General features: G+C 36.0%; 8 protein-coding genes. All 8 read right to left on the bottom strand.

What is annotated here, in order from left to right:
- Positions 1-62: 62 nt before the first annotated feature.
- The 8 genes from RBU59_RS08950 to RBU59_RS08985 all read right to left on the bottom strand — a co-directional run bounded on the left by RBU59_RS08950 (position 63) and on the right by RBU59_RS08985 (position 14,830).
- Positions 63-2,132: an aminopeptidase gene (locus RBU59_RS08950; RefSeq protein ID WP_308147534.1), complete on the bottom strand. Its 2,070-nt coding sequence runs from the start codon at positions 2,130-2,132 to the stop codon at positions 63-65.
- Between the two features lie 148 nt (positions 2,133-2,280).
- The gene (locus RBU59_RS08955) at positions 2,281-2,607 is read right to left on the bottom strand and encodes a DUF6142 family protein (protein WP_308147535.1); all 327 of its coding nucleotides are present in this window, start codon (positions 2,605-2,607) and stop codon (positions 2,281-2,283) included.
- Positions 2,608-2,640: 33 nt separating this feature from the next.
- Entirely contained in the window at positions 2,641-3,108 is a 468-nt protein-coding gene (locus RBU59_RS08960; protein WP_308147536.1) for a VanZ family protein, read from the bottom strand.
- Positions 3,109-3,434: 326 nt separating this feature from the next.
- Positions 3,435-5,966: an Ig-like domain-containing protein gene (locus RBU59_RS08965; protein WP_308147537.1), complete on the bottom strand. Its 2,532-nt coding sequence runs from the start codon at positions 5,964-5,966 to the stop codon at positions 3,435-3,437.
- Positions 5,967-6,240: 274 nt separating this feature from the next.
- Positions 6,241-8,796: an Ig-like domain-containing protein gene (locus RBU59_RS08970; protein ID WP_308147538.1), complete on the bottom strand. Its 2,556-nt coding sequence runs from the start codon at positions 8,794-8,796 to the stop codon at positions 6,241-6,243.
- Between the two features lie 214 nt (positions 8,797-9,010).
- Entirely contained in the window at positions 9,011-11,449 is a 2,439-nt protein-coding gene (gene pheT, locus RBU59_RS08975) for a phenylalanine--tRNA ligase subunit beta (protein WP_308147539.1), read from the bottom strand.
- A gap of 136 nt (positions 11,450-11,585) precedes the next feature.
- A complete protein-coding gene (gene pheS / locus RBU59_RS08980) occupies positions 11,586-12,605 on the bottom strand; it encodes a phenylalanine--tRNA ligase subunit alpha (protein ID WP_308147540.1) in 1,020 nt (339 codons plus the stop codon).
- A 500-nt stretch (positions 12,606-13,105) separates the two neighbouring features.
- Entirely contained in the window at positions 13,106-14,830 is a 1,725-nt protein-coding gene (locus tag RBU59_RS08985) for a methyl-accepting chemotaxis protein (protein WP_308147541.1), read from the bottom strand.
- Positions 14,831-14,967: the final 137 nt, after the last annotated feature.

Raw genomic sequence — 14,967 nt, forward strand, 5'->3', positions numbered from 1 at the left:
ATTCTATATGATTATCGCCTAAAAGTTTAAACTTTTAAATGATTATCGACCCGCTTTTAAAACTACCTAAATGCTTCATTTAATTTTTCTGTACCCGGAAGTATAAATCTTCCGTCTTTAATAATTGTGATGGTTTCACCATTCTTTTTGTAAACGCTAATTTCTCCAAGTTCATCATAGGGTATGGTAATATCTGTATGACAATTAAAATATGCCTTGTCCATATCTGTTTTTCTCAATATGGATATCTCATTATCTTTTGCTACTATCAGTTTCCCGTCCGGGTTATATAATGTTAAATCTTCACTCATTTTATAGCAGGTATCCCCTACTGCAAAATGAGGTCCGGTCTTTTCGGCAATCAGAATAGGAAGCTTATCCCCTATATTGTATTTCTGTGCCATAACATAAGCAGTTGTATTGGTTCCGATTGCAAATTCTCCCAGCGGCAGGGTTTCCTGGTTATACATAAGATTTTCTCTGACAAATTGTTTGTTATCTTCTTCTGATTCAAAATTTCTGCAAGTATAAGAACTTATTTTTCCGTCTTCGAATTGTAATTCTAAATCAATATATTCCAACTCATGTAAATAGACCTGGGTTACATGGAGTGTTCCCTTGGTACCGGTTAATTTGGGAGATGTAAAAACTTCACCAACCGGAATATTTACATCCGCAGTGCAGTTTTCAAAAATTGTTTCTTTCCCTGGATCGGTTAATTCGTATAACATAACTTTCAGGTTCGTACGATTTTTGCCTCTGCCTAGTATTTTTACATACTCTCCCTGATCCAGAACATCGATAATGGACTGTTGAATTTCTTTATAGGTTTGATTATCCAAGGTATTTACTTTAACTGTGTCTGCAAAGATATTCTTAAACTTTTCTCCGATTTCCGGAATTGGGTAAGCAATAATAGTAAAGCTGGTTTCTTCCCCTTTAATATATTCATTTGTAATCAAACTAGCATCCCGGTTATATGATACATATAATTTCTGCTGCCTTTTATCCAGCTTAATAACTTCTGTTTTATTCTCGGGCGCAAAATTCTTTTCACCAAATACCTCAATTACTGCCGGGCCGGCATAAACTGCTGCCTCATTTTTGTACTTTTCAAAAGCTTTCCTAAGGCCGGATAATTTACGTTCATTATATGCTTTATCCAGATATAAACCATTATCAAACCGGTGATCATAGTCATATTGTTTGTTTGGTCCTGTTGAATGAAAACCGATCTTTAAGTGCTGTTTTTTATTTACTGTGTTTACTGCTGCCCGATAAATTACCGGCTTAAGCCTCATCTCTTCAAAGTATTCTACAGCATAATATAGCATTCTTTCAAAGCCAATATTATAACGAATGTTAACCGATTCTTTTTTGCTCAAATCGATTCTGGCCGCTTCAAACCCTCTCCGATAACCCTCTTTATAAGTAAAAGCCATTGCTTTCACTTCCTCTTCGGTAAGACTGTTTAAGAATTCGGCTGTTTTTATTTCATTTTCGCCGATATATTCTCCAAATTGATACAGATACCTTAAATCCTTTAGATCCCAGTTACGAATAATATCGTTAACGAAAGATAATTCAGGATCAATTAATTCCCTTGTTCTGTATTCAATTATATCTCCTGTATAATCACTGATGAAATCATAAATAGCCCTTTTTACATCTTTATAAGTATATTCATCCGCTTCTTCAAAATAATTATAGACTTCTATAAATAATTCCAGGTAAATAGTAATATCAAACAATCTGCATTCATAAGCATAAACTATCATACCCCTTATTTCTGCATATAAAAAAGACAGAAGTTTTCCCACTTTTCCCAACTTTTTAACTGCATAACGGGGATTTCCGAAACTATTTTCATAATTCCCCGGGATTACGTCTTCATATAATTCATAATTCAGTTTCTTTAGTTCTTCCAATGTCATCCGGCTGAGTTTGTCTGTTTCTGCCAGTGCAACTAACTCTTTTATTTTAAGGATAAACTCAGCTGCTTTTTTAAAATAACCCTTAACCGGTTCTTGAATAACTTCTTCGTTTAAGATTGAGTCAATACGCTCCATGGACAACTCATAACGTTCACGGATTTCCTCATTTGATTCTTTGAACAATTCTGCGTATTTCATAGGTCTTTCCTTTCTTTATTATAAAATCACCATTTATTATCTATCGTTTATGCCATTTGTGGTTTTGATTTTTTCTTATCTTTCTCCAGTTTTGTCAAAGCAGATATTCTTGGTTTACTTGTGCATAGCGGTGGGGCTTACTTGCAGGTTAAATTATTACTCCAACCATGTACAAAACAAAAAAGAAGATAGATAAAAATCCATTTAACACCATCCCAGTTACAGGTGCAGCATAATGAATTTCCTTTTCCCGGCAGGCTTTTATCCCAAGAACAAAACCAGCTATAGATATGGCAAATAAGAGCATACCTATCAAACCGATAATCCATCCCCCGTTTCCTTTGGAAAGACTGGAAATTATGGATAAAATCAATAAGGTAATAAGAGTAAAAACTCCAATTATCACCGATATAATTCCTTTAACAGAATGACTCCTGCCTGAAAATTTAAATATTTCTTTTTTATGTTTAAACATTGTCCGCTCCTTTTCCACGTACAATTGCAATATTTAACGTAGTTTTTTTATGGACTTTATTAATTTATGGCATATCAGAAAACAGATGCCGCCCAATATACCACCCAAAGTATTCATTAATATATCATCTACATCAAATATTCCTACTTTAAAAATCAGCTGAATCAATTCTATGGTAAGACTAAACTCCAGACTTAACAAAGTTATATTTATCAGTTTCCGGTTACCGGCACTTATAATGGGTAAAACAAATCCAAATGGCGCAAATGCCAGCACATTCCCAAATATATTCACAATAAAGCTTTCATAACCGATTTCTTTCCGATATAAAATATAACGCCTTACTTCTTTAAATAATACTAAATTATATCTATAATCATCCGAAATTATTGTTCGTCCATAACGTTCGCTAAAAAATAAAAAATACGCTAATAATATGATATATAGTACAAACAGCACGCGACTTACTGACATAATGACTGTTCTGCTAATAGATTTCAATGACTTTTTCCTCCAGTGTGCTTTCCATATCCCAACTATTATAAAACAAATATTACATTACGTAAAGGGGTAATAGAAACGTACTTAAGGAATGTTATAAACAGGAAAAAACTACCACTTACAAGTTTATGGTTTCTGAGAATACCTATCACTCTTAGAACGATCATTACAACACTTCTATTTTATATAACATCCCATAAATATAGAGCTGCTGCAGTCTTCTATTATATTACCTTGCGAAAGAATATTAGTTTATATTCCAGACGCAATCTAGTATAAGATATCTGCACCAGCTCTATTACTATGCCATTGACTTAATTCAATTATTATTTAGGAGTTACATATTTTGTTGATATTACAGCCTTATTGCCGGCTTCATCTGTTATATTGTTTGCACTGGTTGGAGTAATTTTTAAACTTTTTTTCATTACCGGTGTATCACTTAATGTAATCGTAACAGTATCATCATCAACATTAAAATCTTGAGCGTATTCTTTTCCTCCCTGTGTCACACTAAAACTTGCAGTTCCTTTAATATTCATATCAAAAGTCAATATAATTGTATCCGGATATTCATAAGTTATATTTGTTATGGTAGGTCCAACATTTTGACTCAACAAAATTGTTGTCTCATAATCATTCATTTCCGTAAACGAATTATTATAACCTTTTATGCCTTTAATGGTAACTACAAAAGTAGCTGTTACGGTAACACTTCCTGTCTTCAAGGTCAATTGTACGGTAGCACCGGTAGAGTTATTTTCAACAAGTTCAGCTTTCGATATCTTCGCTCCCTTGATACTGTAATTATTAGCATTTTCAGCTGTAATTTTATCTACCTTATTGTCAAAATTAACATAAATAATATTAGGGTCTTCGGATGATTGTTCAATACTTGCAGGTGCAGGTAATTCGGATCCGATGGACCCGGAACGATTCACGGTTACCGTTGTTTTAACACTTTTATTATTAAATTTATCTTTTACAAAACCCTCCGGTATGGTTATTGTATAAGTTCCATTCTCGTCAAATTGTTTTTTATCGAATTCAACCGTTACTACCTCATCCTTTACCGTAGCCGTATATCCAAGATCTTTCTGTGAATAGATATCATTATCCAAGGTAATGAGCTTAGATGAAAATTTACCTGAATTACTTGGCAGCACAACTGCTTTGTCAAAAGTTAAAGTTAAAATATAAGTAATTACATCGTTATCATCATTTTTTGTCAGTTTATTTTTCTTTAATTTTGGGCCGCTTGAACTAACATTAAAATTAACTGTTTTTGTAATATATTTTTCCGCTGAACTGTCCGAACTCTTTACATTATAACTATCCCAGTAACCGATGGAAACTTTTTGTGATCCGGTTAATTTAGCCGAAGTAGCATCTAAAGTATAATTCACAATCGTTTTATCATCTTTGTCTACTTCACCTTCGATTGTTTTTCCATTACTCAGTTCAATATCACCAGGAATCTTGATTGATCTGGTGAAAGTAGCTGTAAGTGTATTATACCCTGTACGTGTCAGTGTTTTTAATTTAGCCTGGGATTTTTCCGTAGTATCCGTTGCAACATATGCTGTAATAACAGAATTACTTGGGTAGTTACCATTCTTATCTTTTAATCCGGAGAAAACAACTGAAAAAGTCTTGTTTTGATCATCCGTATCAATATCAGATAAATCAATAGTCAGGAACTTATTATCATCAGATTTCACGTAATTAGTTTTGGTCTTCAAATAGTTTAGTGTTGCAGTTTCAGCCGTCTGATTTGATTTAACCAGACTTACCTTTGAAATTGCCATCTTTGAAAAATCCATGGGTTTACTGAATTCCAAGGTAACGACTAACCCGGTATCATCTATTTTATAATTTTTGTAGTAAGGTGGTTTGGTATCATATAATTCTAAATTTTTATAGTATTCGGTTAATGCCGTACCTCCGGTAGTTTTTATACTGTCAGACAAATGCAGTCCATATAAACCGTTAAAAGCATTTTCAGAAACAATCGATAAGACTTTTCCGTCAGAGGACAGGCTTCCTGTTAAATCGCCTAATGCGTCTGCTGTTTTTCCCTTTTTATCAGTCATGGCTTTTATAGAAACACTATCACTGAGTGATGTTCCATCTAATACCGTTGATTCCTCAACGGCATTGTCAAATGTTATGGTCAAAGTATTCGTATCCGTTAATACTGCTGTTTTAACACCGGCAGTTTTCTCAACAATCTGAATCTTTACCGTATCTTTTACAAGACTGGATGAAACACCTGCCTTAGTTAAAGAAGCCGTAGCCGTGAGTATGACAAGACCCGGTTTTAGGGCAGTAACAATTCCTTTTTTATCAACAGTGGCATAATTAGTATCATCAATGGTATAAGTTATTAAATCGCTGGCATTACTTGGTGTCAGTGCACTATTAAAGTCAATAACCTCTCCTTTCGTTAGAACAAAATAATCCATACCATCTTCAGGAGTATTGGTAATATCAATTGCCGTTGCTTTTATCTTAACGGTTACTTTGCAGGCAGGGCGCAGAATGGTTCCGTCCTTATAAGTAATTTTACACTTAACATAAGCGGTACCCTTTCCGGTGGATGTTACATAACCGGTTTTAGAATCCACTGTTATGATGCTTTTATTGGTTGTGTACCATACTTTTGATTTAACCTTGGTATTGTCAAGGTTTTTAATGGTCACGGTAAATGCCGATCCTATCCCTGTGAGTGCCTTGGTAGTTAAGGACAAGCTTGGAACAGCCGCTGCCTGTGTTGTAATCTCATTTACCGGAATTACTGATGTAAACAACAGAACTGCAAGTAAAATTCCCATCCATTTTTGTGTCCACTTTTTCATTCACTAATCCTCCTATAATACATTCTCATACTTTCATTACTATTTTACATTATAATTCCTACATTTGTCAAAACATTGTCTAATATTGTTTCAAATGTTATATTTTTGTTAAATTGTACATTTTTTCCTTGTAAGGATAAAACTCCTACAGCATACCATTGTATCCCGTAGAATTAGGACTGATCCTTAGTTTACAATAACTAGTATAAATTTTATGCAAATAAAAAGGAGCTTTTGCTCTTATTTCTTGCAAAAGCTCCTTTTAACTTACTTATTATTTTACAGGTGTAAGGCGTTCCGTTCCGATAACAGATTTATTTCCGTATTTATCAGTTATGTTGTTATAATTTGTAGGAACAATCTCTACTTCCTGGTCCAGAGTCGGCTTATCCTTTAATGCGACAATTACTTTCTTTCCGCTTATTCTGGAGGACTCAGTTATATCTACACCATTTTGAAGAACCTGAAAACTTGCATTTCCCGCAAGAGTTTCATCAAATGTTAAGATGATTTCATCCGGATACTTATACTCTTTGTCTTCCAATTCCGGACCTTTGTTTTCATGCAGGCTTATCTTTGTTTTATATTCTTCCATTTCAGAATAGGTATTATGATAACCTAAGATTCCCGAAATGGTAATTGAGTACTTGCCAGACTCTTCTATACTGCCGTCAACTAATGTTAATTCTACCGTAGCTCCGTTTGAAGTATTATCTGTCAGCTTCGCAGATTTTATATCGGTATCTTCAATATCATAGTTGCCAATATCCTGGGCCGAATCCTCATCCAGCCGGTAGGTAAAGGTAACATAGATTATGCTTGCATTATCGTCGGATTGTTTTATTACTTTTGGTTTCGGTAATGCTGTTGAAGCTCCTTCCGTATTCGTTACTTTAACAGTTGTTTCAGAATTTAGATTGCCGTATTCATCTTCTACAAATTCCTCCGGTATGGTTATGGTGTAAGTACCAGGTTTATCCATATCATCATCATCCAAAACTACCGTTACGGTATTATCATCCGCATCAGCCGAATACCCGATATCATAATCATCATAAGAATCCCCTGCATCGCTTACCAGCCTTGCTTTAAAGTTGCCTTTATCATCAATAAGATCTACATTTTTATTGAACGTTAATATCAGGCTGTAGGTAATCTTATCATCGTCACTTTCCGTATCAAGCTTATAATCCGTAATCTCCGGCAGAGTGGAATCGATATCAAAGTTTACTTTCACTTCTTTGTAATCCTCTGCAGAATCATCGGAGGATTTAACATTATAACTATCCCAGTATCCGATATTTACTTTCTGTTTACCTATAAGCTTAACAGACTCGGCATCTAATTTATAAGTAACCTGTTTAGTATTCTCTTCATCTACAATACCGTTAACAATAACGCCATTACTCAATAAAACTTTACCACCGGTTCTTATTCCTCTGTTAAAGGTAGCAGTTAAAGTATCTTTATCTGTTCGCTCCAAGGAAACCAGCCTAGCCTGTGGTTTCGGTGAAGTATCTGTTTCCACATAAGCAGTGATTCTGTCATTGTCAGTATAATTACCTGCTCTGTCCTTTAACCCGGTGAATACGACCTTAAATTTCCTATCCCTGTCTACACTGGATATAGTTGACAAATCAATCATTAAGGATTTTCCGTCATTAGCAGGTTTATAATTGGATTTATTCTGTAACTTACTGATTGTGGATGCTTTGGGTGTTTTACTTCCCGAAGCCAGTTTCACCTCATCTATCTTCATGCCGGAATAATTCAAGGATTCGCTGAAATTAATATAGGCTATCAGACCGGTATCATCAACTGAGCTATCTTTATAATATGGCGGTATGGTATCATATAAGGACAGCGTCTTATAATATTCCATTAAAGAATCATTATGAACCGTCCTGATATTACGTGAAAATTTAACTCCATATAAACCATTAAAGTAACCGGTAGTGGTAATGGTTAAGGTCTTTTTATCCGATGACAGGCTGCCTGTCAGTGTTCCCAAACCACTGGCTACCACACCATCGCCATCTGTTTTGGCTGTAATAATGATGTTATTCAGAAGTTTATTATTTTCATCCATAATTGTAGTTTTATCGATTGCGTCGTCAAAAGTTATTTTCATGGTAGTTGAATCTGTTAACTCAACATTGGCTACACTAGCTGACTTTGACACAATTTCAAGATTAACACTGTAAGTTAATACAAGGACATCATCCAGCAGGTTTTGGTATCCAGCCGGTTTATTAAGCTTAGCTTTAGCGGTTAACGTTACAAAACCCGGTTTAATCCCCGTAACGATACCTTTATCATCAACAGTGGCACATTCTGTCTTGTCAATGCTATAGGTTATGTAATTATCCGCATTGGATGGAGTCAGGACACTGTTAAAATCATAAGAACCACCCACCGGTATGACCTGTCGGCTGTTATTAGACAAATCATCCTGGGCATTGGTAATCTCTATGGCAGTTGCCGGAATTTTAACTGTAACCTTACAGGATGGTATATATACACTGCCGTTCTTATAGGTAATCTTACATTTAATATAAGCTGTTCCCCTTCCCGTGGAAGTTACATACCCACCGGAAACCGTTGCTACTTTCTTATTGGTAGAATACCATGTAGCAGATTTCTTTTGAGAACTGGATAAATTTTTGATTGATAGTTTAAATTCCTCATCTACTCCGATCACTGTTTTTTGTGTTATCGACATAGCAGGTTTTGCTGCTGCAGCAACCTGGATAGCATCAGCCGGTAACATGGACAGAAACATAACTAATACTAAAAATAATGCTTTTAACCGAAACAGGTATTTCTTCATTTTTCCCCCTCCTTAGGTCAGTTTTAATGGGTAATTGCCTTGTTGTGCAATTACCTTTCATTTTCATAAATTAATTTCCAACTATAATAATAATATCCAAATTTGTCAGAATTTAGTCTAAAACGCATAAATTTCTATTTATTAAGCTATATCGTCATCTTTTACCTGAAATATGAGAAAAAGCTGCTGCAATTTTTGCAACAGCTTTTTGTTCCTACTGCCTTAACTCAATTCCCAGTTTACTCAGACCATCCAGAATTTTCTTCATCACTTCGGTTACGTCCTTGTCTTCAAGCGTTCTGTCTTTTGCCCTGAAACTGATGGAGTATGCCATGGATTTATAACCTTCTTTAATCTGACTTCCTTCGTAGACATCAAATAAATGGTAGCTTTCTAAAATGTGACCGCCGTTTTTACGGATGACTGCCTCTACATCACCTGCCAAAATAGTCTTTGGCATTACCATACTGATATCACGGGAAATAGCAGGATATTTGGCAATTCCTTCGTATTTTACATCAAAGGAGGCGCGGGAAACGACCTCCGGTATATCAAGTACCGCTACATAGGCTTTCTCACCAATATCATAGTTATCCAGTACATCCGGATGAACTTCACCGATATAACCGATTATTATATTGTCGTATATAATATTTGCCTGGCGTCCGGGATGCAGGAATGACTTTCCTGCTTTAGGATCGTAGGAAATTAATTTCTTCATTCCTATTTTCTCTAAATATTCTTCTACAACACCTTTTAAATCAAAGAAATCCCCCTCACCATACATTCCTAAGGTAAACTGCATTCTTTCGTCCGGCAATTCGGTAACAGGAAATGCCTTTGGCAGGTAGATGCTTCCAAGTTCATATAAGCGGACATTTTTGTTTCTTCTGTTATAATTCGTTGAAAGTGACTCTAACATACCATTTAAGGATATCGTTCTCATAATACTGAAATCTTCTCCCAAGGGGTTTGATATGATTAAGGTATTACGAAGTTTATCGTCGGCAGGAATCAGGAGTTTATCAAATACTTTAGGACTTTCAAAAGAGTAATTCATACCCTCGTTAAATCCAAACTGTTCTGCTATATTTCTAGCCATATTCTCAATACGTAATTTAAAGGACAATTTACCGGTAGTTGCCTCTCCGGTCGGCAGAGTTGTAGGGATATTAGCGTAGCCATAGAAACGTGCTACTTCTTCATTTAAATCAGCCTGGCACTCCACATCCTGTCTCCAGCTTGGTACAATAACTTCACCAGTTGTTTCATCATAATCCAAATCAATCATTTTAAAATAACCTATCATAGTCTGTTTATCTAAACTGGTACCTAATAACTTATTTGTCCTCTCATAATTAAACGGTATTCTTTTTGATTGTCTCACCTCAGGATAGATATCAACTGCTCCGCCTACTACTTCCCCAGCACCTAACTCTTCAATCAACTGGCAGGCGCGATTTATAGCTTCCATAGCGGTGTTAGGATCTAAGCCCTTTTCAAATTTTGCTGCAGCATCGGTTCTAAGACCAAGTTTCTTACCGGACAAACGGATATTGGTACCATTAAAGCAGGCCGCTTCAAATAATAAAGTCTTAACATCATCTGTAATCTTAGAATTTTCCCCGCCCATGATACCTGCAATACCGACCGGTTTTTCGGCATCGCAGATCATCAGAATAGAAGAATCAATTTTTCTTACCTGTCCGTCCAAAGTCTGGAATTTCTCACCGTCTTTCCCTCTTCTGACAATAATTTTCTTACCTGCAACCAAATCCAGGTCATAGGCATGCATAGGCTGAGAATATTCTTCCATAACATAATTGGTAATGTCAACCAGATTATTGATTGGACGAATTCCGCAGGCAGCTAATCTTCTCTGCATCCAAAGAGGTGACGGACCAAGTTTAATATTCTTCACAATTCTAGCCACATAACGGCTGCAAAGGTCTTTATCCTGAATATCTACAGAAATATAGTCACCCGCATTTTCATTATTACCGGTTGTTTTTACAAAGGGAGGCTGAAAAGATTTACCGAACGTAGCCGCTGCTTCCCTTGCTATTCCTATCACTCCAAAGCAGTCAACACGATTCGAGGTTATTTCATATTCAAAAACTATATCATCAAGACCTAAAACAGAAATTGCGCTGGAACCGATTTTAATTCCGTCATAGGCTTGGTTGTCACTGAAAATATAGATTCCGTTATCCGGTGCATCAGGGTACATTTCCTTACTGGAACCTAATTCTTCTATGGAGCACATCATACCGCAGGACTCGATTCCACGAAGCTTTCCCTTCTTAATTTTAATTCCGCCCGGTGTTTTACTGCCGTCATGGCCTCCTGCTACACGGCCTCCGTCTAAAACTACCGGTACGATATCCCCTTCCTTTACATTGGGAGCACCCGTCACGATCTGAACGGTCTCTCCCTCTTCCGTAATCTGCACCTGACATACAATCAGTTTATCTGCATCCGGATGCCTTTCAATTTTTAAAATCTTACCTACCACGATTTTATCCAAATCAGCATCCAGCTTTTCATACCCTTCTACTTTGGTTCCGCTTAGAGTCATACCGTCCGTATATTCCTGTCCCGATACATCCAAATCCGGCACATATGCTTTTATCCATGATAATGGTGTGTTCATATCCCATTAACCCTCCTATATAATTAATCTTCAGGTAACTGCACAGCTTATTATCCTATATGATAATAAGTTCACAGTTACTTACAACAGTGATTTGTAATCAGTTATACCTCTATGCTCTGTTCCTGTAAAAGACCTAAAATTGTTTTAAGAAACGTACGTCATTTTCATAGAGTAATCTCATATCATCAATTTCATATTTTAATAATGCAATACGTTCTAACCCTACACCAAAAGCAAAACCGGAATATTCCTCCGGATCAATACCGCTCATTTTAAGAACTTTCGGATGAACCATACCACAGCCTAAAATTTCAATCCATCCGGATCCTTTACAGAAGCGGCATCCTTTTCCGCCGCATTTAAAGCAGGATACATCTACTTCTGCACTCGGCTCGGTAAAAGGAAAATGATGGGGTCTGAACTTAACTTTGGTGTTTTCGCCAAATAATTGTTTTGCAAATTCTGCAAGGGTACCTTTTAAATCTGCAAAGGTTATATTTTTATCTATTACTAGTCCTTCAATCTGATGGAAGTTGGGAGAATGTGTAGCATCTACTTCATCGGAACGGTATACTTTACCGGGTGCCAGAATACGAATAGGCAATTTCCCTTTCTCCATCTCCCTGACTTGAACCGGTGAAGTCTGGGTTCTTAATAAGATATCTCCAGTAATATAGAACGTGTCCTGTTCATCCTTAGCAGGATGGTTTGCAGGAATATTTAGAGCTTCAAAATTATAATAATCGTATTCTACTTCCGGACCCTCCACTACTTCATATCCCATTCCTACAAATATTCTCTCTACTTCATCTAAAGCAATGGAGTTGGGATGACGATGGCCGACCATTGGTTTTTTAGCCGGCAGGGTAACATCTATGGTTTCTTTCTGTATTTGTTCTTCTCTAAGTTTTTTAGCAAAATAATTCTTTTTTTCGTCTAATTTTTCTTCCAGAGCAGTCCTGGCTTCATTCACTAATTGCCCGATTACCGGTCTGTCTGCAGGTGCCACATCTTTCATGGATTTTAAAATTTCAGTCAATTCCCCTTTTTTACCCAAAAATGCAACTCTGATATCATTTAATTTGTCTAATTCTTCGGAAGCTTGAATCTTTTCTAAGGCTTGGTCTACTATAGCTTTTAATTTCTCTTTCATATTACTCTCCTTTCTTTATGCACCCTTACGCATCCTATCTGATTATTTGTCTAAAGGAATTTTCGGGCTTTTTATTTAAAAGAGAAGCTCGGTGAACTTTCCTTTTAAATAAAAAAATCCGTCCCTGCAAAAACAGGGACGGAATCATATCATTCATGATAATACACTTACCTTCTGGTAATGTGTACTCCGCGGTACCACCCAAATTCCTAAGTATTGTAATCTTCATTTACAAAAATCCCAAAAACATAGGCACTTTAAGTCAGCGTAACGTGCCAAAACGTCATCTCCTACTGCTTGTTTCAAAGATGAGGCTCCGGTGGGAAAATCAATAATTATCTGAACTTAAGGAAGCTTTCAGCCGGTGACTTCCTCTCTCTGCAAGAAAATAATTATCTGGCATGCAATTGTAAAATACCACATCTGCATTACACCTTCATAGCCTTTAACATATATGACTCATTTTAGCATATATTTTTCTGTTGTCAAGGGTAGATTGATTATATCTTAAACTTATTAATTTCCATTTTTAATTCCACAGCCATATCTGATAATCTATCAGCTGCTTTTGAAATCTCTTCCATGGAAGCCAGTTGCTCTTCACTTGAAGCAGATATTTCTTCGGAACTTGCTGCGGACTCTTCTGCAACAGCTGCCATATCCTGGGTTTTTGCTGATATTTCTCTTGAGGCTTTATCTATCTTATTAATAACTGCCGACGAATTTTTCGTTTTATCTGCTATATCCTGTACAGATGTTTTAATTTTATCAAACACTTCTTTTGTAATGCGAGCTGCTTCTTCCTGTTCAGTTACGATTTCTTTCACTTTATCCATATTCTCTTCTGCTATTTTATTCTTAGTAACAGTGCTATCTATAATATCTGAAATCTCCTTTGCAGCTGAAGTAGAACCCTCAGCCAGTTTTCTTATTTCTTCTGCAACAACAGCAAATCCTTTTCCCGCTTCACCGGCTCTGGCAGCTTCAATAGCAGCATTTAATGCAAGAAGATTCGTCTGGGATGCTATCTCATTAATCAAACCTGTAATACTATTGACTTCCAGCATTAAATCACTTAATTCACGTATGGATTCACCTACATCACCGGTAACTGAAATATTATCCTGCATCTTAAGGATTGTTATGTCCACGGCTTTTTGTCCTTCTTTTACAATCTCAAGTGAACTTTCTGCATTCTTGGCATTAATTAATGTATCTTTGTTTACTTCATCAATACTGTTTGTAACGTCTTTTAAGGCAGCACTTGCTTTTGTAATTATCTCCGCCTGACTGTTATTTCCTTCTGCAATTTCATTAATAGCATTTACTACCTGATTAATGGTTTTTGAACTTTCATCCGTAGAATCAGCAAGATCTTTGGAATTATCAGCAAGGTTATTGGACACGGCAATAATATTATCCGCCATATTCCTGAGTGCATTTCTCATTTCCAAAACAGAATTAACCATAATGCCTACTTCTCCTTTGTAATTCATAAGTTTTTCAAAGGAATTATCATAGACAAGGTCCAGATTAGAAGTTTTTTTGATAAAAACAACCAGTTTGTTTAGCGGTTTGGTAATGGACACTATAATTAACACTCCAAACAGAATGGAGATAATTGTAACACTTACTATGAGAATAGCTAAAAATAAGATAGCCTCCCGATCAGCCGCACTATTTTTCTGATAGGTAGTCTCTGCTTCTTTCATAGTATAATCTGCCAAATCCCGAATACAGGTCTGCAGTTCTTCAAAGATATCATTCCCTGATTCTTGAAAAACATTAACAGCCTCCCTCGTTTTGCCGGAATCTGTTAGATCTCTGATATTATTAAAGATGGAATACCATTCTTCCAGCTTTTTCTGAATTATTTCATATTGTTCTTTTTCTTTTGAATCCAGATTTTGTTTACTGTATTCGTCTAAATCATTCTTTAATTTTTCTATTCTTGCATCGATATCTTTCTTTGTTTCGTCCTGTGCTGCCGAATCCGATACAACCATTAATTTCAGTGCATTGGCATAATTGGCTCTGGCTTGTGTTCTTACATCACTTAATAATTCAATGGACACTAAATTCTGGTCATAAATGTTTGCCAGGGCAATATGGGATTTGTTCGTGTAATTGTAACCAACCGCTCCAATCACAAACGTACAGCCTACCATAAATGTAATTAAAAGTATTAGTTTTGTCCTGATCTTTAGTTTGTTTAAAACTTTCATTCTATCTACTCCTTTGAATTTTAGTCAGAGCCTTACAAGCAGCTCCTCATTATGGATGAAACTTCACTATTTCGCAAACATAAGAAGGTTCCGAAAGTATATTTGCGATTACATTTACATTTACGGGAAATCATAGC

This window comes from Anaerocolumna sp. MB42-C2 (genome assembly GCF_030913705.1).
GTDB lineage: Bacteria > Bacillota > Clostridia > Lachnospirales > Lachnospiraceae > Anaerocolumna.